Origin of the sequence: Klebsiella sp. BIGb0149 (assembly GCF_004362605.1) — a bacterium.
GTDB classification, from domain to species: Bacteria; Pseudomonadota; Gammaproteobacteria; order Enterobacterales; family Enterobacteriaceae; genus Klebsiella; species Klebsiella terrigena.
In genome coordinates, this window is the sequence record NZ_SNYG01000012.1 from 68,170 (window position 1) to 90,019 (window position 21,850).

Below are 21,850 nucleotides of genomic sequence, written 5' to 3' on the forward strand. Positions count from 1 at the left end.
ACCCGCGCCGCGCCGGGCGGACGCAGTCGCTTTTGAGGAAGCCCGCATTCCGTATTCCACGGCCTGCGTATTCTATTAAACATCGGCAAGAGGAAAAAACATGCTGCCTGTAGAACGCCACCGCTTTATTACTGAAGTCCTCGCCCAGCGCGGGCGAATCCTGGTCCAGGAGGTTGCCGAACTGTGCCAGATTTCGCTGGAGACGGCGCGACGCGATCTGGCTCTGCTGGAAAAGCGCGGACTGTTGGTGCGTAGCCACGGGGGCGCCGTGTTCGTCGAGCACCAGCACGCGGAAAAGCAGTACGTTCCGTCGCAGATCGAACAGGGGGAGTCTTTTCGCGAGCGCAGCAATCAGTCGCCGGACAGTAAAACGCGCATCGCGAAGCGGGCCCTGCAGTTTATCGATCCGGGAGATTGTCTGCTGCTCGACAGTAGTTCAACCAGCTGGTTTCTGGCGCGGCAGCTGCCGGATATCCCGCTGGTGGTGCTGACAAACTCGCTGCATATCATCCAGGCGCTGGCGGCGAAAGCTAACGTCAGAACCATCGGTCTCGGCGGCGAGTACTCGGCCAAATATGAAGATTTTATCGGCGTGTATGCCGAGCAGATGCTGAAAGAGTTTGCCATTAACAAACTGTTTTTCTCCTGCCATAGCATCAGCCATGAGGGGGGGATCAGAGAAAGCAACGAGCACCACGCGCGTTTAAAACAGCAAATGCTGCTCTCTTCAGAACACAAAATTTTGCTGGCGGATGCCAGTAAATTCGGTCGCAGTTCGTTTGCGCGGATATGCCACTACCGGGAAATTGACACTTTGATTACCGATCGTCTGGATGATGAGGAGTTTCGACAGGAGCTGGCCTGGAGCAACGTCAACGTGATTGACGTTGCTCCTTTACCCCTACACAAGAAAACCAAAAAACAGCCGTAGCGCCGGCGCCTTCTCGCCCGGTGATTGCGGAATAAGTTGAACATCTGTGGAGAAACTACATGAAAAAGTCTGTACTGGCCTGTTTGTTAGCTTCCGCTGTGCTGTCCGTAGCAGCGGCGCATGCCGCCGACAAAATCCGCATGGGCGTGGTGGTGAAAGTGGGCGGCAACGCCTGGTTCAACGCGATGGAAGCCGGGATTAAAAGCGAAGCGGCGAAGGAAGGTATCGATGCATGGCAGGTCGGCCCCACCAGCGACGATCCGGCGCTGCAGGTTCGCGCCATTGAAGACCTGATCGCCCAGAAAGTTGACATTATCGGCGTGGTGCCGAATGACGCGAAGGTGCTGGAGCCGGTGCTGAAACGCGCTCGCGATGCCGGTATCAAAGTGATTACCCATGAGTCGCCGAACCAGAAATACGCCAACTGGGACTTCGAAATGGTTGATGCCGCCCAGCTCGGTATTAACCACATGATCGCCCTCGCTAAGTGTATGAAAGAGAGCGGGGACTATGCGGTCTACGTCGGCAGCCTGACCGTGCCGCTGCATCAGAAGTGGGCCGACGCGGCGATCGATTACCAGAAAGCGCACTACCCAAATATGCACCAGCTTGGCGATAAGTTTGGCGTCGGCGAATCCCTTGACGACACCATCCGCACCACCAACGACCTGATGTCGAAAGATCAAAATCTGAAGGGCATTCTGGCGATCGGTTCGCAGGGCCCGATCGGCGCCGGCCGGGCGGTGCAGAACCGCGGTAAGAATGGCGATATCTGCGTCTACGGCTCGTTCAGCCCGGGACAGGGGATCGCGCTGGTTAACAGCGGGGCGATCAACGGCGGCTATATCTGGAACCCGATGGTGGCCGGCGAAGTCTTCGTGCGCATGGCGAGCATGATCTCCAAAGGCCAGCCGATCGTTGACGGCATGGATATCGAAGGGATGGGTAAAGTGAAGGTTGACGAAACCACCCATACCATCCTCGGGAACAAAACCGAAAGTCTCGACAAGGCGAACCTGCCAAAACTGGTGAAAATGGGGCTGTAACGATGGCGATCTCCGGGATCTTCGCAACCCAAACGACGCCGCTGATTGCTGTGCAGAATCTGTCGGTGACCTTTGGCGGTCAGCGCGCGCTGAATGATATCTCTCTGCAGCTTATGCCCGGTGAAGTGCATTGCCTGGCGGGTACCAACGGCTGCGGCAAAAGTACGTTGATTAAGATTATCTCGGGGGTCTACCAGCCGGATGACGGTTGCACCATCACCCTCGCGGATAAGAACTTCCACACCCAAACATTCAGTCGGCTTAGCCCGGAACAGGCGCGCGGCTTTGGCGTCCAGGTGATTTACCAGGATCTGTCGCTCTTTCCGAACCTGAGCGTGGCGGAAAACATCGCCTTCGATCATAACCTGCACGGGCTGATGGGCTGGTATCGCCCATCGCGCCTGCGCGACACCGCCAGGCGTATTCTCAGCGAGCTGAACTACAGCCTGGACCTCGACGCTAAAGTCTCCTCGCTGCCGATAGCCCAGCGCCAGCAGGTGGCCATCTGCCGCGCGCTGGTGGCCGATGCCCGGCTGGTCATTATGGATGAGCCGACCGCGTCGTTGACCCGTACCGAAGTCAACCAGCTGCTGCGCACCGTGCATTATCTGAAGAATAAAGGTATCAGCGTGGTGTTCGTCAGCCATCGCCTGGACGAAGTGCTGGAGATTTCCGACAGCGTGACCGTGATTCGCGACGGTAAGCGCGTCGGCACCTGGCCGGCGGCGGAGGTCAGCAGCGAACGTCTCACCGAACTGATGACCGGCCTCAAGCTGGACTACCGCCTGAAGGCCGCCAACCAGAACGATCGGCGGATCATGCTCGAGCTGGACAAGCTGAGCCGCGCGGGCCAGTACCGCGACGTCAGCTTTAAGCTGCACGCCGGCGAAGTGCTTGGCCTGTGCGGGCTGCTTGGCTCAGGGCGTACCGAGCTGGCGCTGAGCCTGTTTGGCATGACCCGCCCGGACAGCGGCAAAATTTACCTCGACAGTAAACCGGTGCGCTTTCGCGGACATGAAGACGCTATTAAATCGGGGATTGGCTACGTGTCAGAAGACCGCCTGACGCTGGGGCTTATCCAGCAGCAGTCGGTCGGCGATAACACGGTGCTGGCGATTATGGATCGGCTGCGCAGCCGTTTTCATCTGATCGACGAATACCGCAAAAATAAAATCATCCAGCGCTGGATCGAAAAGCTGGGGGTCAAGGTCGCCAGCCCCGATCAGGCGATCTCCACCCTGTCCGGCGGCAACCAGCAAAAAATCGTGCTGGCGAAATGGGTGCTGACCCAGCCGAAGATTCTGATCCTCGACTCGCCGACGGTGGGCGTCGACGTCGGCGCCAAGGCCAGCATCTACCAGCTGATCCACCAGCTGGCGGAAGAGGGGATTTCGATCCTGCTGATCTCCGACGAAGTGCCGGAGGTCTATTTCAATTGCGATCGCGTCCTGCACTTTAGCGAAGGAACGGTAAAAGGCGAGTACCTGCCCGCCATGATTAACCAACAACAGCTTGCGGAGGCGGTCAATGCTTAATCTCAACCGGTTACGTCCGTCCACCAACGAGGGCTACCTGGCCTGGGTGCTGGTGGCGCTGATCGTCACGTTCTCGCTGTTAAGCGATCGCTTTTTGACGCTGCAAAATCTGCTGGACCTGTCGGAAAGCTATGCGGTCAGCGGCATTTTTGCCCTCGGCCTGTTCGTGGTGCTGGTCACCGGTGGGATCGATATCTCCTTCGCCGCCGTCGCCTCGGTCGTGCAGTACATCATTGCGACGCTGGTGATTCATTACGGACTGGCCAGCCCGAGCGGCACGATCTTACTGGCGATCGCCATCGGCACCCTCTTCGGCATGATTAACGCCGTGCTTATCTACTGTCTGCGCATCGTGTCGATCATCGTCACCATCAGCATGCAGTCGCTGCTGTTCGGCATGCTGATGTGGTTCACCAACGGCACCAGCCTGTACGACCTGCCGGGCTGGCTGGTCACCCCGCTCCAGGTGCTGCCATTCAACATTGGTGACCGGCATTATCAGATCGGCCTGCCGCTGGTGGTGATGCTGGCCGTCGCCGCCCTGACCTGGATTCTGCTCAATAAAACCCATCTTGGCCGCCAGCTGTTTGCGGTCGGCGGCGACCAGGAGTCGGCGCGACGCATCGGCATTCGCGTCGGCGTGCTGCATCTGTTTGCCTACGGCTATCTCGGCGCGATGGCCGCCATCGGGGGCCTGGTGCAGGTCTATCGCGTGGGGGAGGTGGTGCCGAATGCGCTGGTTGGAGGCGAGCTTGACGTCCTGGCGGCGGCAGTTCTCGGCGGCGCCAGCCTGAACGGCGGTAAGGGGAGCGTCGTCGGTACCCTGATGGGGGTCTTCCTGATCGGCATTTTAAAGAACGGCCTCAACCTGGTGGGCGTTTCCAACTACTTCATGAACGTTGTCATCGGCATGACGATCGTAGTGGCTATCACCGTTACGCACTACAAAAAACGCAAAGAAACCGATGTCGGATTCGCATGAGGAACCTGCAATGTTAAGCAAAACTAAGGGGCTGAAAATGAACGCCAGCGGTACAGGGCTACGTTTCAAAGTGGATAGCACCACGGTAGGGCTGAGTTTACTGCTGCTGGTGGTCATTATCGGCTTCAGTCTGGCGCTGCCTGGGCGCTTCTTCAGCGACTCGACTTTTCTGAGCGTGGCTTTCCAGCTGCCGGAACTGGGGCTGCTGACGCTGGCGATGTTTATTCCGATCCTCAGCGGCGGCTTGAACCTGTGCATCATCGCCACCTCGAACTTAACCAGCCTGCTGATGGCGTGGGTATTTCTCACCTATCTGCCGCCGGATGCCAGCCTCGGTCTGCAGGCGGTATGGCTGACCCTGGCCCCTGGTGGGCGCCATGGTGCTGGCGATGGCCATCGGCATGCTGACCGGCGCGCTGGTGGCCTATATCGGCGCCCATCCGATTCTGGTCACCCTGGCCACCATGACGATGGTGAACGGTGTTGGCATCTACCTTTCCCGGGGTGCGGCCATCAGCGGGATGCCTGATATCGTGCGCTATATCGGCGCCGATACCCTGCTCGGCATCCCGGTGCCGCTGATTATCTTTCTGGCCACGGCGGTGCTGATCGCGGTATTCCTCGAACGCACCCGGCTGGGAAAATATATCTACATGAGCGGCAGCAACATCAACGCTACCCACTTCAGCGGCGTGAATACCCACCGGGTGCTGATCGCTATCTACGTACTGTCGAGTATGCTCTGCGTGATCGCCGGCCTGGTGATGATGGCGCGCTTTAACTCGGCGCGCATGGGCTACGGCGACTCCTATCTGCTGCTCACCGTGCTGGCGATTATTCTCGGCGGTACCGATCCGTTCGGCGGCTTCGGCCGGGTGAGCGGCGTGGTGCTCTCGCTGGTGGTTTTACAGGTGATTTCAACCGGCCTGAACCTGCTGAACGTCAGCCCGCATTTCAGCCTGGCGATGTGGGGCGCGGTGCTGATTGTGGTTCTTGGCCTCCGATTCTTCCGCACCCGCTATATGCAAAAGCGGGCGAGCAGGCTGAGCGCGGAAAAAGCCCGGGCGGCGCGCTCCTAGACCTGCCTTTTGATGAACTAACGACACGTATTTTCAATCTCTCTGCTTTCAGGAAAACATCATGGAATACAAAATATCTCCGTCGCTGATGTGTATGAGCCTAATCGATATTAAACAGCAGCTGGCGGTGCTGAACCGTCGCGCTGATATGCTGCACATCGACATCATGGATGGTCATTACGTCAAAAACATCACGCTGTCGCCGTTCTTCATCGAACAGATCCGCCCGCACACGCCGCTGACGCTCGACGTCCATATGATGGTGGAAAACCCCACCGACTTTATCGAACCGATCGCCAGAGCCGGGGCGGACTACATCTGCCCGCATGCGGAAACCATCAACCGCGACGCTTTCCGGGTGATCAATCAGATCCGTGCGCTGGGTAAAAAAGTCGGCGTGGTGCTGAACCCGGCGACGCCGGTGGAGTTTATCCAGCACTACATTCACCTGCTGGACAAGATCACCGTCATGACCGTGGATCCGGGCTACGCCGGCCAGCCCTTTATTCCGGAGATGCTGCAGAAAATCGCCCAACTGCGTGACCTCAAGCAGCAGCACAACCACCGCTATCTGATTGAGATCGACGGCTCATGCAACGTGAATACCTACCAGCGGCTGATGGCGGCAGGGGCGGAAGTGCTGATCGTCGGCAGCTCCGGTCTGTTCAATCTGGATACGGACCTGGACCGCGCGTGGGACAAGATGCTCGATCAGATGCGTCAGGCGCGTCAGGCAGCCTGAGGGCAGGAGAGGCTATGGCGCATTTTCTCGGTGTAGATATTGGCGGTACCAGTACGCGGCTGATACTGATGGACGACCAGCAGGTCTTTCAGGGCTATCAGAAGGTGGCCACCCGCAGCTGGGCTGATCTGCCGGACCCGATCGGCGGGCTTGAACGGCTGCTTGCCGCGTACCTGCAGGGCGTCAGCGTCCCGGTCTCCGGGGTGATGCTCGGGCTGCCGGGAATATTATCCCACGACCGCAGGACGGTGCTGTCGCTGCCGTTTATCCCGGCCCTCGACGGCCAGCCGGTGGCGCAGCTGCTTACGGCGCGGCTCGGGCTGCCCGTTGGCATGGACAAAGACGTTAACCATTTGATGTGGTGGGATTTAACTCGTCTCGACGAGCTTCCCGAGGTCGCGGTGGGCGTCTATCTCGGCACCGGCTTTGGCAACAGCCTGTGGCTGAACGGCGATTTTTATCACGGGGCGCACGGCGGCGCGGGCGAGATTGGCCATATTCCTCTCAAGGATAATCTTCTGCCCTGTCCCTGCGGTAAAACCGGCTGCGTTGAAACCCTGACCTCCGGCAGCTGGCTCAGCGGCTGGGCCCGGCGGCACGCGCCGGAGACGGCGATGTCGGAGCTGTTTGTGAAGCACGGCGATCGTGCGGATTTACAGGCCTTTGTCGAGCGGCTGGCCTGCACTATCGCCAGCGAGATGAATATTCTCGACCCGCAATACCTGGTGCTCGGCGGCGGGGTGCTGGCGATGGCCGGTTTCCCGCAGGAGACGCTGCAACGCTTGATTCGTTCGCACCTGCGCAGCCCGTATCCGGCCAACGGCCTGACCATTACGCTCAGCGGCGCTTCCGACGAAACCGGCTGCCGCGGCGCCTGCCTGGCGGCGCAGCGGCGTTTTAAACCACAACAACTATCGCAGCGGCATTTTCCACTCAGGAGAGAGGCATGAATAAGGGCAAGGTGTGTGTGTTTGGATCATTCAACCTCGACATTGTCGCCGGGATGAGCCGTTTTCCACAGCCGGGAGAATCGCTGATTGCCCGCAACAGTATGATGGGCGCGGGCGGTAAAGGGGCCAACCAGGCCGTTGCCGCGCTGCGGGCCGGAGCGCGGGTACACTATATTGGCAAGGTGGGGCGCGATGATTTCGGCACTTTCGCGCGCCGCCATCTCGACAACGCGGGGTTTGACGCGGTCACGCTGTTTACCACCGGCGAATGCCCAACCGGCAACGCGCTGATTTACGTTGCTGGCGCCGATGCGGAAAACATGATTGCGGTGGATCCCGGCGCCAACCTCACCGTGACGGACGAAGAGGTTGAGCAGTGCCGCCCGGCGATTGCGGCAGCGGATATTTTGCTGACCCAGCTGGAAAACAATCTCTCGGCCATTGAGAAGCTGATCGGCATCGCCAAAGCGAGCGGGACGTTTATTATTCTCAACCCCGCGCCGTTCCAGGCGGTCCCCGACGCTCTGCTGGCGCAGGTCGATTTGCTCACCCCTAACGCCACCGAGTGTACGCTGCTGACCGGCATTGAGGTACAGGATGTCGCCTCGGCGAAGGTGGCCGCCGAAGCGCTGCACGCGAAGGGGATTAAGGCGCTGATCGTCACCCTCGGGACGCAAGGGGCGCTGCTCTCCGTGGCGGGAAAAACCGCGCTGGTGGCGGCATTCCCGGCGGTGCCGGTCGATACCACCGGCGCAGGCGACGCCTTTAACGGCGCGCTGGCATCGCAGCTCGCCGCCGGAGCCGATCTCGCTGATGCCGCTCGTTTCGCTTCGGCCTACGCCTCGGTGTGCGTGGAGCGGGCGGGCGCCGCTTCGTCGATGCCGAGCTATGAGGAGGCGCGAGCGCGGCAGACGGCGGCGGTTTAATCCGGCCTGTCCCTTCTCAGGCGCAGTTCCTGGCCAGACTTACCTTGCGGTACCGCCGCGGCGTCTGGCCTATCATCTTTCTGCCGCAGGTCATAAAGTCGGTCACTTCGCGAAATTCAACCTCGGCGGCAATCTCATCAATACTGGCGGTGGTGTTGCGCAGGAGATCGCAGCTGCGTTTGATTCGGCGTGTCAGCAGATACTCACGGATGCTGCCGCCCGTCTGCTGGCGGAATCTTCGCGAGGTGTAGCTGCGCGGCAGCTTCAATGCCCCGCGAGTTCACCCGGCGAAAATTTTGTTGAGGGCTCAGTACGAGCAGCGGCTTTATAAAGGCTAAAGTGGCGTGGTCGTGGCGAAGAGCTGTTGCATGCGAGTAGCTGCTGTGCGCGAGGAGGGGAAGTCTCTGAAGTTCAATGACCGGCATGATGCACAGTCTCTCATATGGAAATGCAGGTCAGAAGCATGGCCGATAGCTGATAAGCTATCGGCCATAGAATGCGTCAGGATATAATATGACGTTTGACCGAATTCCCCTGGGCTGCGTTAGACAGACCCTCCCATTTTTCCCATTCAGCCAGTCTGGTCTCATAGGCTTTGCGGAACAGAGGCATGCCTTCGGTGCCAGGGAAAATTCGTAGCGGCGGTTGTTGCGCATCGACAATGTTAAGTATCCCCCTCTTTCGTGTGCCGCTTCTGCCCTGATATGACCAAACCCGCGTGCCGCTCCTGTGATGAACCAGATTTTCGATGCCATGGTATTTACCTCATGCGTTGAAAATGCCGCTACGTTAGTTACGGCTCATCGGGTCTGACTGAGAATGATGCGGTCAAATATACGGTCGCCCAGCCAGACGCGCATGCGGATGAGCATCTTTGCAAACTTACCGGCCGCATAGCGTGTACGCGGGTTATCGCTGCTCGCTGCACGGGATACCACCTCCGCAATGACCTCCGGAGAAGTGCCTGTACCCTGTCCGTACGTTTTTTTTATCGACATAGCCACCGTTTTCACCAGATGACCATAAGGTCCGCTGGCCGAACGCCTGACAATACTGTCACTGGCGACATCGCCGAAGCCTGTCTCTATCACTCCCGGTTCAACGATCACGACCTTTATCCCGAACCCGGCGACTTCCAGCCTGAGGCAGTCTGACCAGCCTTCCATTGCGTGTTTGGTTGCGTGGTACCATGCTCCCAGAGTGCTGTACATCTTTCCGCCCATGGAGGTGATGTTGATAATATGACCGGAGCGTCTGGCTCTCATCGCAGGGAGCAGCAGCTGCGTGAGCCGTGCTGCACCGAACAGATTGACCTCAAACTGATAACGCGCTTCGTCGATACCGATCTCCTCCACGGGGCCGTAGAGGCCAAAACCGGCGTTATTCACCAGTACATCGACACCGCCGGTCTGGGCCAGGATGGTATCCACGCCGGATACAATTTCCTTGTCGACAGAAATATCCATCCGAAGCGGCTGCGCACCAAGAATGGCCAGATCGGCCATTTTCTCAACGCTGCGGGCGGCAACGTAAACCTGATAGCCGTCCTGAATCAGACTGCGGGCAATGGCCTTGCCCATGCCGGACGATGCGCCGGTGACCAGCGCGGTTTTCTTTTCCTGAGTAAACATAGGCACCTCAATGAAGGAATTGCGTCCAGTTTGCCCGATCTAATGCCTGAACCCTCTTGCGCTACGTGCCAGAGTGCTTGCCGAAGGTGCCATGCGGGGCAGGAAGCGGGCCTTGTTCAGATAAACGGGAGTGCTGTAACGCTGATCGATAAGGTTTACGTTCTGTCATTTCACGCTGACCCGGTTCCCGATTTAATCAGCTGGTCGGAAGAGAGAACAACAACGCCTTTACTGATGGGGACTTTTTGCGTCAGCGCCCGGGCAACAGCCAGAGCCCTTACGGGTTTGTAAGCCCCGGGAAGAAAGGGAGATAACAGTCTGGCTATCGGTATGGAAATCATCTCACCCAGGCGAACGGGTTGTCCCAGCCCTGAGCGGTAGTCAAGCAATAAAGACGGTCGCGCAATCACCAGCGAGGTTAGCGGCAGTGCTCTCAGCGCATCTTCCAGCTCTCCCTTAATACGGGTGTAAAACATGGACGATTTAGCATTTGCTGCCCCAGCGCTGACCAGTCCTGTACGGCTGACCCCCGCCCGTATAGCGGCCTGCGCAACGGCCAGATTTGCGTCAAAATCCACGGCCCGGAACGCCGCTTTACTGCCGGCGACTTTTATTGTTGTACCCAGTGCAAGGTAGGCTTCATCCGCATGAGGAAGCTGCGGTAGTGAGGTGAAGTCAACCAGATGGACCTGCAGCTTTGGGTGGCTGACGTTAAGTGGCTTACGGCTCAGGGCGTGAACGCAGGACACCCCGGCGTCATGCAGAAGGATCTGCAGTAACTGTCCACCAACCAGACCTGAGGCGCCTGCAAGCAATACAACGCGATTATTTTTGGGGATGGTCATGATTATCTCTTTTAGTTAGGACGCATGGTTGCCCTGACCGTTTCAGGGGTCTGGCCGGTCCAGGTCATAAAAGCACGGTAGAATGAATTCGGGTCTTCAAAACCCAGCAGGAATGCGATTTCGTATCCGGGCAGGCTGGTATTGCCCAGGTAGTGGCGGGCCAGATTTTCGCGACAGGTATTGATAAGGGAGCGAAAATTCTCCCCCTCATCCTCAAGTCTTCGCTGCAGTGTGCGTTTACTCATCCCCAGGCGCTCTGCGGTTTTCTCGATGGTGGCTTCGTTACCGGGTAGCAGCTCCAGAAGTACCGCGCGCACGCGTTCAGAGGTTGAAGCCGTTACATCCAGCTCACTAAGACGCCGCCGCAGCCCTGGCTCAAAGACCAGCCACATGCCTTCATTCATCGTCAAAAAAGGCCGCATGGCATCAGCGGCGACAAAGCTGATGGCTGGTTTTTCACCGGGTGAAATGACCGTACCGAAGAACCGCTTAAAATGCCCGGCCTGTGCTCCTGCGGGAAGCTGCGGGAGCTGGACTTTTAATGCCCTGATTGGTTCTCGTGTTGCAAGCCGCGCGAGTTGCAGTAAGAAAGCCAGTTCAGCTACCTGCAGGGATGTGGGGATATTTGTGGCGGACAACCAGCGCGGTGAAACGGTCAGAATGCCGTTACGATCGACGGCCGTCTCCAGTACCATTGGCGCAATGAGCTGCTTATATCTTGTAAGTCGCTGTACGGCCTGCATCATATTAGTGCTGCACAGTGCGGCGAAAAGCGGCGGATCGAATACTTCAGCTGAAACTTTTTCGATAAGGGGCAGGGGAAAAGTAGGATCGTTCATTCCTGTTTCGATTGCATGCCACAAACGAACGTATTCTTCAGTATCAAGGCCACTTTCTGCCTTTGAAAAGGTGTCGTCTGGCAGGCGCGCTTTTCGCAATATGTCTGGCGGCGTAAGCCCGACGTCTTTGAGCAACGTTCTCCAGCCGATATTGAGAGAGAAGGTACGGTTACGTGCCATTTTCAGGTTCCTGACGTGAAAAATTTACAGCGATGGAGCGGGTATCATATTCCTTTAAACCTGAAGCCTGCATTCTAAATGCGCCATAGTTATGGCAAATCACGCCATCATCTGTACTGTCTGTTGGCGGACAAATTTAGGGCAAGAGATAGATATCCGTTTCTGACACGGAGCGGGCCGTCTGAAGAGCTGTGGGGGCTGCTATGAGCGAGGAGCGGAAGTTTGCAATAGCTCTGCCGCCCCCGTGACAGGATAGGTGGTGTTGTCACTCACTCTATCCAGGGTACAGGTTCACCAATATAAGTGTGTGTGCAGCAGCGGCAAGTCACCACGACGTCCTTTTTCTTAATTGAAGGGTTTACCTGTTGTAGAATTCCATTCTCATCAACAAACAGACCCGGATAAAAACTGCTTTCGCCAATGCAGACTAAATCCCTTCGTTGATGCTCATGTAGCGCGACCAACCAGAATACAGGTTCGGTAGTATCAAGACGTCCACATACTTCGCTGAATATTTCATTCCACGGTTTGCCAATCTGTCTAATCAGAAAATGAAATAACGGTGTGTAGTCTCGCCCCCGCTTCTGTCTGCCATGCATTGTCTCGCGCTTTGCCAGTAGCTCATCTCCGGCTTTTTTACGATTGCGTTCCCAGCGATACTCAGCACCTGGATTATTAGAATGGTGCTGCGTAGTCGTGTTGACGCTACGATACAGTTTACGGGGCTTATTCAGTTGATGAGTACGCATAGCCTGGTCTCGTGCATCCTTTATTCTTTGAGTTAGTAATCCCTGTCGGAACTAGATTCAATAGTATTGACTACATAAAAAATGACCATACTTAAAGGCAGTCTCATTCTGCTGAAATACCTTCCTACTAACAACTACCAAACAGTCCACACTGGAACAGAGCAAACAAGTGCCAGGGGCGAAGGTCTGCTTCTGGCACGGAGCGGCCTGACTTTGGGTGCATGGGGGCCGCTCGGCTTAACGCCGTCAGATTCAGGCCCTAATATGCCAAATCTTCGCGAGTGGGCCCTTGAAAGTAGATAGTACTAATATGGCAACTGCGGGGTTGAGTCAGCACAAAACGAATCGTTTCCCAGACCGGCAGCACGAACTGGCACATCCTTGTGTATCTGTGTGCCATGCTGACTGTGTTTTTTATCCGATGCGCGGCCGTGCTCTGCTCCCTTGCCGCTGGCTCAGACGGAAAAATAAGGAGGACTCAATGATCGTTTTATGCAAAACCTGCGGCACATCCTATGAGATAACCGACTCCCGCCCGCAGCAGTGTAATATCTGCGAAGATGAACGCCAGTATGTCCCCGCTAGCGGGCAGAAATGGATCGATTTTGACGTCCTTTGCGCGACGCACACAAATAAGTGGCAACAACACGACGGCGATCTCCTCAGCATCCGCACCGTCCCTGATTTTGCGATCGATCAGCGCGCGTTTATTCTGCGTACCCCGCAGGGCAATATTCTATGGGACTGCATTGCCACGCTCGACGACGCCACGAAAATGCTAATAACGTCCCTGGGCGGGCTGAAGGCCATCGCGATATCGCATCCGCATTACTACACCACCATGCAGGATTGGGCTGAAGAATTTAGCGTCCCGATTTACCTTCATGCCAGTGATAGCAAATGGGTCATGCGCGACAGCCCCTGGATTACCTTTTGGGAAGGCGACAGCCTAAATCTGACTCGTGACGTCAATGTGATACGTCTCGGAGGGCACTTTGCCGGCGGCTGTGTTCTGCACTGGATGCGAGATGAAGGCGTAGTGCTTTCGGGCGATATCGTTCAGGTCACCCCTGGCGCGCATGCCGTCTCCTTTATGTGGAGCTACCCTAACATGCTGCCGTTGTCAGCCGCAGCGGTCAGCGACATTATCCAGCGCCTGGGTACGGTCAAATTTAAAAAACTCTACGGCGCGTTTGAAGGAAAAGACATTACGCAAAACGCCGATGAAATCGTGCGTCGTTCAGGCGAAAAGTATATTTCCTGCCTCAGATAAACGGGCGGCTAATAACCCCGGACGAAGGGGGAGTCTGGAAAAATAGCGGCTGATCGAATGATTGCGCGCCGACGTCAGCCGCATTGATGAACTCATCTAATAAACCCTAGCTAATTACCCTATCTAATCGAATAAATTGCTTTGCGTTATGCTTTTCCCACACAACAGCTGAAGGATAACGTCATGCAAACTGTAAAACTGAACAACGGTATTGAAATGCCCCTGCTGGGCTTTGGTGTGTTTCAGATGTCTGATGCTGCCGAATGCGAGAGAGCCGTTATTGATGCCATCGATACGGGATATCGCCTGATCGATACCGCGGCTTCTTACCAGAATGAAACCCAGGTCGGGAACGCGCTGAAGCAGACGGGGATCGCCCGCAACGAACTCTTTGTCACCACCAAACTTTGGCTGCAGGATACCCATTACGCAGGGGCTAAGGCGCAGTTCGAGCGCTCTCTGAACCGGCTGCAGCTGGACTACGTTGATCTGTACCTGATTCACCAGCCCTACGGCGACGTCCACGGAGCGTGGCGCGCGATGGAAGAGCTGCAGCAGGCTGGCAAAATTCGCGCGATTGGCGTCAGCAACTTCCACCCTGACAGACTGGCCGATCTTATCGCTTTCAACAAGGTCGCGCCGGCGGTAAACCAGATTGAAGTTAACCCCTTCAACCAGCAGCTGCACGCGGTGCCGTGGAATCAAAGCCGTGACATTCAGCCGGAAGCCTGGGCGCCGTTTGCCGAAGGCAAAAATGGTCTGTTCCAGCACCCCGTGTTAACGGCGATCGGCCAGAAGTATGGCAAGAGCGTCGGCCAGGTTGTTCTGCGCTGGATCTTCCAGCGGGGCATCGTTTCGCTGGCGAAATCGGTACGCAAAGAGCGCATGGCGGAGAACATCAACGTCCTCGATTTTGAACTCAGCTCTGCAGATATGCTGCAGATTGCCGCCCTGGACACCGCAACCAGCGCCTTCTTCTCCCATCGCGATCCGGCAATGGTGGAGTGGCTGACCGGCCGCAAACTTGACGTTTAAGCCACGACAAAAGAGGTACTTATTCAATGCAAACACGCTATCTGGGCAACTCCGGACTTGAAGTGTCGGCCCTCGGACTCGGCTGCATGGGGCTGAGCCACGGCTACGGCCCGGCAACGGATACCCGTCAGGCTATCGAACTCATTCGCGCTGCGGTTGAACGCGGCGTCACCTTCTTTGATACCGCCGAAGTGTATGGCCCATACCTCAATGAAGAGGTGGTTGGCGAAGCCTTAAAACCCTTTCGCGACCGGGTGGTCATCGCCACCAAGTTTGGTTTTACCTTCGGGGATGACAACCGGCAGCAGATTTTAAACAGCCGGCCGGAGCATATCCGCCAGGCCGTTGAAGGGTCATTGCGCCGTCTCAAAACGGAGGTTATCGATCTGCTGTACCAGCATCGCGTCGATCCTGAGGTCCCCATTGAAGATGTGGCCGGAACGGTAAAAGATCTGATTGCCGAAGGAAAGGTCAAACACTTCGGCCTTTCCGAAGCGGGTGCGCAGACCATCCGACGTGCGCATAGCGTACAGCCGGTCGCTGCGCTGCAAAGCGAATATTCCATGTGGTGGCGCGAGCCTGAAAGGGAGATCCTGCCGCTGCTGGCCGAGCTGGGCATCGGGTTCGTGCCGTTCAGTCCGCTAGGCAAAGGATTCCTGACCGGTTCTATCAGGGCCGGAACCTCGTTTGGTCAGGACGATTATCGCAGCACGGTGCCGCGTTTCGCCGCACAAGCGATTGAAGCCAATGAACAGCTGGTCACCTTGCTGGGCGCACTGGCAGCCGAAAAAGGCGTAACGTCGGCGCAAATCACGCTGTCATGGCTGCTGGCACAAAAACCGTGGATTGTTCCCATCCCCGGCACGACCAAACTGCACCGTCTGGAGGAGAATCTGGGCGCCGTGGACATTACGCTGTCTCAGGATGATTTACGCCAGGTCACGCAGGCGCTTGAAACGATAAAAATCGTCGGCGAGCGCTACTCGCCTGAGCATCAGGCTCGGGTAGGCCGTTAAGACCCTGGCTGGTTCGCCGCGCGCGGCGGGCCAGCTATTCAGCGTAGCGAAGGGCGTCGATCATTAACGCAAAAGCGGGCGGGTGCTGCTTGCGGCTGGGGTAATAAAGATAGTATCCGGGGAAAGAAGGGCACCACTCCTGCAGAACCTGAATGAGCTCCCCCGACTGGACATAACCTTCAACCATATTTTCTGGAACGCAGGCGATGCCAAAGCCAGAGAGAACGGCATCTATTCTTTCCGCCAGCAGGTTAAACGTCACCTGTCCCTCGACCCTGACGCGCAGCGGTTTGCCATCCTTCTCGAACTCCCAGTGATACAGGCCGCCGGCGGTAGGCAGGCGCATATTGATGCAGCGATGGTTTTGTAGCTGGTGCGGCGTTTCAGGCGCGGGGTTAGCGGCGAAATATACCGGTGCACCGACCACCGCCATTCGCATATCTGCGCCTATCTTTACGGCGATCATATCCTTATCCACGCTTTCGCCGAGGCGGATCCCGGCGTCAAAGCGCCCCTCAACGATATCGACAAAACCATTATCCACGACCAGTTCGATATTGATTTCCGGATATTCCCTGAGAAAGGGTTTGAGCTTCGGCCAGACCAGGCTCCGGGCGGCATGCTCCCCGGCGGATAAGCGGATATTACCGGAGGCGGTGCCGTTCAGCTGAACCAGCGACTCCAGCTCCTGCTCGAGGTCGGCAATGCGGGGCTCAAGGCAGGCAATAATTCTTTCACCTGCTTCGGTAGGAGCCACGCTGCGGGTGGTTCGGGTCAAAAGGCGGATGTTTAGCCGTTCTTCCAGCGCTTTCATCGCGTGGCTAAGCGCTGACTGGGAAACGCCAAGCTTACCCGCGGCTTTGGTAAAACTTCGCTCTCGTGCCACCACAAGGAAGATTTGGAGTTCGTTGAAGTTTTCTTTGAGCATTGGCGGTTTCCTTATTGAAACATTCCCCCCAAAGAGAACTCATGAAGGGCGTTCATAGACACAATCATTTTAGCCCTGTTACTGACAATAATGATAATTGATATTCTATTCCTATCAAAAATATGTCTGAATTATCAGAAGGTTTATTATGAAAATACTCGTTGCCGGCGCGACAGGAAGTATCGGACTTCACGTCATGAATAGCGCAATCGAAATGGGCCATCGGCCCGTGGCGCTGGTCAGAAATCGGCGTAAGGTGAAGTTGCTTCCTCGCGGAAGCGATATTTTTTACGGCGACGTTTCGCTGCCCGAAACGCTGAACGATATGGCGAAAGATATTGATGCCGTTATTTTTACGCTCGGTTCAGATGGGCAGGGGCGTATTGGCGCCAGGGCGATAGATTATGGCGGCGTGCGTAATATCCTCATAATGTTTAAAGAGAAGCCTGTTCGCATCGCTTTAATGACCACGATTGGCGTCACCGAGCGGCTCAGCACCTGGAATCAACGCACCGAGGTTCATGACTGGAAAAGGCGCGCCGAGCGTCTGGTCAGAGCCAGCGGTCATCCCTATACCATCATCAGGCCGGGCTGGTTTGATTACAACAATGATGATGAGCAGAGGATCGTGATGCTCCAGGGCGATCGGCGCCACGCCGGAACGCCGGATGATGGCGTGATATCCAGAGCTCAAATCGCCCGGGTGCTGGTGAGCGCTCTGACCAGCGATGCGGCAAAAAATAAGACCTTCGAGCTGGTGGCCGAGCAAGGGCAAGAGCAGGCGGATCTCTCGCCGCTGTTTGCGGCTCTCAAGAACGACAGTCCGCAAAGAAACGAGGGAGTCTTAGATATGGACAATATGCCTCTCAATGAAGAGCCAGAGTGCGTTATTAACGAGCTAAACCTGTTGTCCAAACGGGTCACATCGATTTAATAACCCTGACAATTTTGTCATATAGCGGTCAGTCTTATGACAGCTTCGATCTGTATATTTAAATATACAGACGCAGGACGTTCCTCCTGATCCGAGTCCAGTTTCAAACATACAGTTTATAAGAGGTATTGGATATGAAAACACTGCTTATTACCACATTACTCATGGGATTCATTTCAGTAAATGCCGCATCTGCCGCGCAGGAAATAAACCATGCCGACGGCAAGGAGAAAATTGGCGTAGTTTCGGCCAGCAACGCCTATACGCTGGATGACTTATCGAATGCGCTTTCTCGCAAGGCAGATGAACAGGGGGCAACGTCGTTCAAAATCCTGTCAACAACAGGAAATAATCGACTGCACGGCGTAGCAGAAATCTACAAATAGATCATATGTATCCTGAGAAGGATGATGTCATATCATAACCCTTGCATAATGAGCGTCTATTTATGTTCAAAACAGAAGACATCATCGATGAGATAAGCCAATGGATTGATTCAAACTTACATAAACCGCTGAGGATCGAGGATGTTGCTGCGCGGGCGGGCTACTCTAAGTGGCATCTTCAGCGGGTATTTTTCCAGGTTAAACGTATTAGCCTTGGCAAGTATATTTGCGATCGGCGCCTCTCCCGTGCGGCAAAAGATCTTGTAGAGACCAACGACACGATAATGGAAATCGCCTTTAAGTATGGTTTTGATTCTCAACAGACCTTTACCCGAGTTTTTTCAAATAACTATAGCTTGCCGCCGCTCAGGTACCGGAAGCTTAATGGCGTCACGGATTAATTTTTCTTCTTATCAACGCTATTCTTCCGGCGCTGCTTCAATTAATGATTTAAGCGCGCGTAATAACCATACCCCGGTCTAAGATAAAACCGCCAGGATATTATTGTTAAATTTCTCGTTCAGTCCGCTACGTTCTCCGTCTATTACGTTCTCATCGCCTTTTTAAACGAATTGGTTATTTTGTATATCCAGTGCCCGCTGGCCTGAGATAAAGACAGATATCCTGTTACCAGGAGCCGAGGATCTTATTTATGCCACTCAGGGCAGATTGACGCACCCTGATGATGATTACGCCGGCATCCAGCCGCCGATAGGGGCTGGATGTCAGCAGCATACAATCGTCGCCGATTAGTTATCGCACTTACCCGGTACCGCTAGCTTAACTTCCGGTTTGGAAACGACGCGCATACCTTCGCTTTCGGGAACCTGTTCCAGCCCGGCTCCGCCGACGAAAACGCCCATTTTAATGTACTGGCGAACAAAGTAGTTCTTGCCCGGAGCGACGTTGAGCGTCAGGTTATTTGGTGAGAACTCAGATTCTGTCCCCAGCGTATGAGGCTGGCTGGCCGATATTTGCTGATAGAAAAAGACCCTGTCGGCGGTCTCTCCGAGGCAGCGCCCATCCAGATAAACGTCTTTTTTAAGCGCTTTTCCGACAAAGCTGTCCCTGTACACGTAGAGACCGGCCTTACCGCTTTCCGGCGCGGGGAATGATTTAGCCGTCGTATTTTCAGCATTGCCGGCTAAAGGGACCGAGGCGCAGCCGCCAAGAAGAGCTGAAGAAAGAATTACCGCCGCGAAGATTATTTTATTCATTGAATTCTCAGAGGGTTAAAAAAATTGGGATCAGAATAATCCTGTTTTTAAAGTGTGTCACCTCTGAAATATGGTGTAACAAAGTGTGATTTCAGGGTGGAGTAGCGGATAAAAAATGGACGGATGTCAGGGAATAGGCAGGGGCGCATTGAGGCGTGGCTGCGGCTTATTGCCGTTCAACTCGATAAAACGAACGTCTTCGTTTTGCATGGGGATTCAGCTAAGGTAGGAGCAGAAAGGATCAACGCGGGGCTAAAAGAAGGTAATGATGCTGATTTATGACGTATTTGGCCGACATATAGGGGTTCAGCGCGAAGGTGAACGCTGGCTGGTATTTCGTGCTGACCTGACGGAGCGAAAGTTTTCCCGCCTGTATGAGGTTATTATTCCCGACGATCTTACCGAAACCGAGATTCCGGGCTGGCTGGATGATATTTTTCACGAGGCCGCGACGGAAAAGCATCCCAACGTGAGGCGGATTGAATAATAAAGGCGGCTTTGCCATAACAATCCTGCCATCCCTGAAAAGCGCAAAAACGTATGATTAGTGTTAAGCAAAGGCAATCACCGTAGCGATTTTATCCTCCTGCGATAAAGTACGCGCTGTCGTATCTACACTCAATGGTTTTGGTCATGTCTTCAATCAAAGGGGGGAGCTCTGATGCACTATCGTTATTTAAGGCCTCATTGTTGTACTGTTACTGCTCAATCACGACAAGACTGTAACTGAGGGGTATGCCAAATATGGAAAGGTTAAAATTTGTGTGATTGATGAGATATTTTGGTTACGTCATCAGCCTGGAGTTGAGCTTGTACCCGTTTGGACCGTGCAACTATAGGCCGCGATAGTTAGCATCCTAACTGCCATATCAACCATAACGGCAGTTATGAGTAATTGTAAGTAACCCCGCACATACAATCAGCACTTCGCGATTGTATGAAGTAGTCTCTCCGCTGAAAATAAAAATAATAATACGTTTATAGCAATTGATAACATATGATTTATCTCGTACCATATCGAAAAGCCTATGCCTTTAAGATGATTTTCACTTATATATGGATGAAAAGACCTAATGAAAATAACTTATATAATCCCAGGCGTAAATGATGAGATTTATAAAGCATGGTTGTTTTCTCAATTAGAAAATGTACCTTCATTTTTTTATAGGGATGATGTGAAATTCATTGATAACAGCAGTGATATCAATGAGTTTCTTGTTCGCAATAAGAATCTTGTTTATTACTGGTCAGTTTCTGATGCAATGCGTAACGCTACAAATATTATAAATAAATTAGATAATACTGAATTAAATATTCTCGATAATGAATATAGAAGACTAAAGGCTATATATCTTAATTACGTTAACTTTCTATCTATTTCAATGGCGCTATATGACAAAGTTATTCCTGTAAATCATGAAGTAAAAAGCAAAGTGTGGAATTTTCTAATGCAAGCCACTTCTGAGCATAACTTAAATGGAATAAGTATTGAATGTAATGATAACGAAAAATTTTCATTGCACTCACTAAACATAAGCCATGGCAAATTTAAGGGCTTGATGGAAATAAATAGTGAAATAGCAGCGCCATATTTCAAAATGAGCACTTTTAATAATTGCCTCTTTAATAACTCATCAATTTTCTCTGGGGAATTTGAATTATGCGAGATCTTACAAAATAATTTTGAAAGTTCATCGTTGTTATTTAGTGTTTTTTCTGATTCAATCATTAATGAATGTAATTTTTCTAAGGTAAAATTTGATTGCACCTCCTTTTATTACTGCCATATAACCGGTTGTGATTTTTCTTTTTCTGAATTCAACTCAGCCGATTTCAGAGACTGCAATATTTCCATGACGGATTTTACAAATGCAAATTTGAAAGGTGCTGATTTCAGCTATACTACATTAAGTGGTGTCAATTTCACTGGGGCAAATCTAGAAGATGTAGATTTCACGGCGGCGACGATTGATGATAAAACAATATTCCCCTAATTAATGGTATTAACACATAAAAATAATGGAGTCGATTTGCCATCAGCCAATGAGATCCTCTGGTGATATCCTGTCACACTCATTATTAATACCAGAAGAAATGCAGGCTCAAGCCAAATTCAGTAATTAATATGAAAATCAGAAATGCCGGATAGATTAGCCAAACCGTGTTGCATCATGGATGCGCCGCACGAAGCGTGAGCCAATGGACAAGAGTTTTGGTATGAGGATTAGAGACGCTAGCGGTGTTTCTGGCTTCAAAGGAAAAGCGGTACAGGGCTGAGCCGCCCATATGTCGTACGATACCAAAGCCAGTACAACACACAGGCGTTTGTATGTGGCAATAGAATGTACAACTGAACGTACAAAAGACAGTGCAGTTTATTGGGGTTTTTAATGTAACTTATTGATTTTATTAGAGAGTGCCGATAATGGGAGTCGAACCACTTAGCGATTAAAATCGCTGCGACCTTCGCAAGCCATTGATTCTAAGAACCTAATGCGCTGTCACTGATAATCGGTACTAACACAACCAGTTGACCTGCCCCCAGTATTAAACACAATCGTCAGTTAGTAATGTCGGTTTGTTTACCTTCAATTTTTCCATTTCGCCAGCCCGCTGCAAATTCCGC

Annotated in this window: 22 protein-coding genes and 2 pseudogenes; 16 read left to right on the forward strand and 8 right to left on the reverse strand. The window is 53.8% G+C overall.

The annotated features are described in order from the left end of the window. The first annotated feature begins 100 nt into the window (after positions 1-100). The 8 genes and pseudogenes from EDF75_RS26035 (at position 101) to rbsK (ending at position 8,191) form a co-directional block, all read left to right on the forward strand. Entirely contained in the window at positions 101-931 is an 831-nt protein-coding gene (locus EDF75_RS26035; RefSeq protein WP_133601375.1) for a DeoR/GlpR family DNA-binding transcription regulator, read from the forward strand. A gap of 59 nt (positions 932-990) precedes the next feature. Beyond that, entirely contained in the window at positions 991-1,977 is a 987-nt protein-coding gene (locus EDF75_RS26040) for a substrate-binding domain-containing protein (RefSeq protein ID WP_133601376.1), read from the forward strand. Between the two features lie 2 nt (positions 1,978-1,979). Beyond that, positions 1,980-3,512 carry a sugar ABC transporter ATP-binding protein gene (locus tag EDF75_RS26045; RefSeq protein WP_133601377.1) on the forward strand — a complete coding sequence of 511 codons (1,533 nt, stop codon included), beginning with the start codon at positions 1,980-1,982 and terminating at the stop codon, positions 3,510-3,512. Then, positions 3,505-4,494, forward strand: a complete 990-nt coding sequence (locus tag EDF75_RS26050) for an ABC transporter permease (RefSeq protein WP_133601378.1) — start codon at positions 3,505-3,507, stop codon at positions 4,492-4,494. The genes EDF75_RS26045 and EDF75_RS26050 overlap by 8 nt, the downstream gene beginning before the upstream one ends. A 37-nt stretch (positions 4,495-4,531) precedes the next feature. Further along, positions 4,532-5,573, forward strand: a pseudogene (locus EDF75_RS26055) (ABC transporter permease). Positions 5,574-5,634: 61 nt separating this feature from the next. Beyond that, positions 5,635-6,315, forward strand: coding sequence for a D-allulose 6-phosphate 3-epimerase (alsE, locus tag EDF75_RS26060; RefSeq protein WP_133601379.1), 681 nt, complete (start codon positions 5,635-5,637; stop codon positions 6,313-6,315). Between the two features lie 14 nt (positions 6,316-6,329). After that, positions 6,330-7,265, forward strand: coding sequence for an allose kinase (alsK, locus tag EDF75_RS26065; RefSeq protein ID WP_133601380.1), 936 nt, complete (start codon positions 6,330-6,332; stop codon positions 7,263-7,265). Further along, positions 7,262-8,191, forward strand: a complete 930-nt coding sequence (rbsK, locus tag EDF75_RS26070; RefSeq protein WP_133601381.1) for a ribokinase — start codon at positions 7,262-7,264, stop codon at positions 8,189-8,191. Before alsK ends, rbsK begins: the two co-directional genes overlap by 4 nt. Positions 8,192-8,207: 16 nt before the next feature. On the opposite strand, the gene EDF75_RS26075 is transcribed toward rbsK, so the two are convergent. The 6 genes and pseudogenes from EDF75_RS26075 to EDF75_RS26100 all read right to left on the reverse strand — a co-directional run. Next, positions 8,208-8,459 carry a helix-turn-helix domain-containing protein gene (locus EDF75_RS26075; protein WP_133601382.1) on the reverse strand — a complete coding sequence of 84 codons (252 nt, stop codon included), beginning with the start codon at positions 8,457-8,459 and terminating at the stop codon, positions 8,208-8,210. 532 nt (positions 8,460-8,991) lie between these two features. Next, positions 8,992-9,822, reverse strand: a complete 831-nt coding sequence (locus EDF75_RS26080) for an oxidoreductase (RefSeq protein ID WP_133601383.1) — start codon at positions 9,820-9,822, stop codon at positions 8,992-8,994. A gap of 170 nt (positions 9,823-9,992) precedes the next feature. Beyond that, a complete protein-coding gene (locus EDF75_RS26085) occupies positions 9,993-10,667 on the reverse strand; it encodes a Rossmann-fold NAD(P)-binding domain-containing protein (protein ID WP_133601384.1) in 675 nt (224 codons plus the stop codon). Between the two features lie 11 nt (positions 10,668-10,678). Continuing rightward, on the reverse strand, positions 10,679-11,686 hold the full coding sequence (locus tag EDF75_RS26090) for an AraC family transcriptional regulator (RefSeq protein WP_133601385.1): 1,008 nt from the start codon (positions 11,684-11,686) through the stop codon (positions 10,679-10,681). Positions 11,687-11,955: 269 nt separating this feature from the next. Continuing rightward, positions 11,956-12,435, reverse strand: a complete 480-nt coding sequence (locus EDF75_RS26095) for a hypothetical protein (RefSeq protein ID WP_133601386.1) — start codon at positions 12,433-12,435, stop codon at positions 11,956-11,958. A gap of 259 nt (positions 12,436-12,694) precedes the next feature. After that, positions 12,695-12,793, reverse strand: a pseudogene (locus EDF75_RS26100) (deoxygluconate dehydrogenase); the annotation flags it as partial. A 123-nt stretch (positions 12,794-12,916) separates the two neighbouring features. Here EDF75_RS26100 and EDF75_RS26105 point away from each other — a divergent pair. From EDF75_RS26105 to EDF75_RS26115, 3 genes are all read left to right on the forward strand, one after another. Further along, complete coding sequence (locus tag EDF75_RS26105; protein ID WP_133601387.1) at positions 12,917-13,708, forward strand: MBL fold metallo-hydrolase; 792 nt, start codon at positions 12,917-12,919, stop codon at positions 13,706-13,708. 183 nt (positions 13,709-13,891) lie between these two features. Beyond that, complete coding sequence (locus tag EDF75_RS26110) at positions 13,892-14,743, forward strand: aldo/keto reductase (RefSeq protein WP_133601388.1); 852 nt, start codon at positions 13,892-13,894, stop codon at positions 14,741-14,743. A 26-nt stretch (positions 14,744-14,769) separates the two neighbouring features. Then, positions 14,770-15,759 (forward strand): aldo/keto reductase, encoded by a 990-nt coding sequence (locus tag EDF75_RS26115; RefSeq protein WP_133601389.1) that lies wholly within the window; start codon positions 14,770-14,772, stop codon positions 15,757-15,759. A gap of 34 nt (positions 15,760-15,793) precedes the next feature. Here EDF75_RS26115 and EDF75_RS26120 read toward each other — a convergent pair whose 3' ends face one another. After that, positions 15,794-16,687: a LysR family transcriptional regulator gene (locus EDF75_RS26120; RefSeq protein ID WP_133601390.1), complete on the reverse strand. Its 894-nt coding sequence runs from the start codon at positions 16,685-16,687 to the stop codon at positions 15,794-15,796. Positions 16,688-16,835: 148 nt separating this feature from the next. On the opposite strand from EDF75_RS26120, the gene EDF75_RS26125 reads away from it, so the two are divergent. The 3 genes from EDF75_RS26125 to EDF75_RS26135 all read left to right on the forward strand — a co-directional run bounded on the left by EDF75_RS26125 (position 16,836) and on the right by EDF75_RS26135 (position 18,408). Next, positions 16,836-17,621, forward strand: a complete 786-nt coding sequence (locus EDF75_RS26125; protein WP_133601391.1) for an SDR family oxidoreductase — start codon at positions 16,836-16,838, stop codon at positions 17,619-17,621. A 134-nt stretch (positions 17,622-17,755) separates the two neighbouring features. After that, positions 17,756-18,007, forward strand: coding sequence for a YdgH/BhsA/McbA family protein (locus tag EDF75_RS26130; RefSeq protein WP_133601392.1), 252 nt, complete (start codon positions 17,756-17,758; stop codon positions 18,005-18,007). Positions 18,008-18,069: 62 nt separating this feature from the next. After that, positions 18,070-18,408 (forward strand): helix-turn-helix domain-containing protein, encoded by a 339-nt coding sequence (locus tag EDF75_RS26135; RefSeq protein ID WP_133601393.1) that lies wholly within the window; start codon positions 18,070-18,072, stop codon positions 18,406-18,408. A gap of 348 nt (positions 18,409-18,756) precedes the next feature. On the opposite strand, the gene EDF75_RS26140 is transcribed toward EDF75_RS26135, so the two are convergent. Continuing rightward, positions 18,757-19,224, reverse strand: coding sequence for a DUF2846 domain-containing protein (locus EDF75_RS26140; protein WP_133601394.1), 468 nt, complete (start codon positions 19,222-19,224; stop codon positions 18,757-18,759). Between the two features lie 268 nt (positions 19,225-19,492). On the opposite strand from EDF75_RS26140, the gene EDF75_RS26145 reads away from it, so the two are divergent. Both EDF75_RS26145 and EDF75_RS26150 read left to right on the forward strand, forming a co-directional pair. Beyond that, positions 19,493-19,711, forward strand: a complete 219-nt coding sequence (locus EDF75_RS26145) for a DUF7661 family protein (RefSeq protein ID WP_133601402.1) — start codon at positions 19,493-19,495, stop codon at positions 19,709-19,711. Positions 19,712-20,297: 586 nt separating this feature from the next. After that, positions 20,298-21,218, forward strand: a complete 921-nt coding sequence (locus EDF75_RS26150; protein WP_133601395.1) for a pentapeptide repeat-containing protein — start codon at positions 20,298-20,300, stop codon at positions 21,216-21,218. The last annotated feature ends 632 nt before the right edge of the window (positions 21,219-21,850 follow it).

Bases quoted from the DNA above. Each gene is read 5' to 3' on its own strand.
- EDF75_RS26035 (WP_133601375.1), top strand. From the start codon at position 101: ATGCTGCCTGTAGAACGCCACCGCTTTATTACTGAAGTCCTCGCCCAG.
- EDF75_RS26040 (WP_133601376.1), top strand. From the start codon at position 991: ATGAAAAAGTCTGTACTGGCCTGTTTGTTAGCTTCCGCTGTGCTGTCC.
- EDF75_RS26045 (WP_133601377.1), top strand. From the start codon at position 1,980: ATGGCGATCTCCGGGATCTTCGCAACCCAAACGACGCCGCTGATTGCT.
- EDF75_RS26050 (WP_133601378.1), top strand. From the start codon at position 3,505: ATGCTTAATCTCAACCGGTTACGTCCGTCCACCAACGAGGGCTACCTG.
- alsE (WP_133601379.1), top strand. From the start codon at position 5,635: ATGGAATACAAAATATCTCCGTCGCTGATGTGTATGAGCCTAATCGAT.
- alsK (WP_133601380.1), top strand. From the start codon at position 6,330: ATGGCGCATTTTCTCGGTGTAGATATTGGCGGTACCAGTACGCGGCTG.
- rbsK (WP_133601381.1), top strand. From the start codon at position 7,262: ATGAATAAGGGCAAGGTGTGTGTGTTTGGATCATTCAACCTCGACATT.
- EDF75_RS26080 (WP_133601383.1), bottom strand. From the start codon at position 9,822: ATGTTTACTCAGGAAAAGAAAACCGCGCTGGTCACCGGCGCATCGTCC.
- EDF75_RS26085 (WP_133601384.1), bottom strand. From the start codon at position 10,667: ATGACCATCCCCAAAAATAATCGCGTTGTATTGCTTGCAGGCGCCTCA.
- EDF75_RS26090 (WP_133601385.1), bottom strand. From the start codon at position 11,686: ATGGCACGTAACCGTACCTTCTCTCTCAATATCGGCTGGAGAACGTTG.
- EDF75_RS26095 (WP_133601386.1), bottom strand. From the start codon at position 12,435: ATGCGTACTCATCAACTGAATAAGCCCCGTAAACTGTATCGTAGCGTC.
- EDF75_RS26105 (WP_133601387.1), top strand. From the start codon at position 12,917: ATGATCGTTTTATGCAAAACCTGCGGCACATCCTATGAGATAACCGAC.
- EDF75_RS26110 (WP_133601388.1), top strand. From the start codon at position 13,892: ATGCAAACTGTAAAACTGAACAACGGTATTGAAATGCCCCTGCTGGGC.
- EDF75_RS26115 (WP_133601389.1), top strand. From the start codon at position 14,770: ATGCAAACACGCTATCTGGGCAACTCCGGACTTGAAGTGTCGGCCCTC.
- EDF75_RS26120 (WP_133601390.1), bottom strand. From the start codon at position 16,687: ATGCTCAAAGAAAACTTCAACGAACTCCAAATCTTCCTTGTGGTGGCA.
- EDF75_RS26125 (WP_133601391.1), top strand. From the start codon at position 16,836: ATGAAAATACTCGTTGCCGGCGCGACAGGAAGTATCGGACTTCACGTC.
- EDF75_RS26130 (WP_133601392.1), top strand. From the start codon at position 17,756: ATGAAAACACTGCTTATTACCACATTACTCATGGGATTCATTTCAGTA.
- EDF75_RS26135 (WP_133601393.1), top strand. From the start codon at position 18,070: ATGTTCAAAACAGAAGACATCATCGATGAGATAAGCCAATGGATTGAT.
- EDF75_RS26140 (WP_133601394.1), bottom strand. From the start codon at position 19,224: ATGAATAAAATAATCTTCGCGGCGGTAATTCTTTCTTCAGCTCTTCTT.
- EDF75_RS26145 (WP_133601402.1), top strand. From the start codon at position 19,493: ATGCTGATTTATGACGTATTTGGCCGACATATAGGGGTTCAGCGCGAA.
- EDF75_RS26150 (WP_133601395.1), top strand. From the start codon at position 20,298: ATGAAAATAACTTATATAATCCCAGGCGTAAATGATGAGATTTATAAA.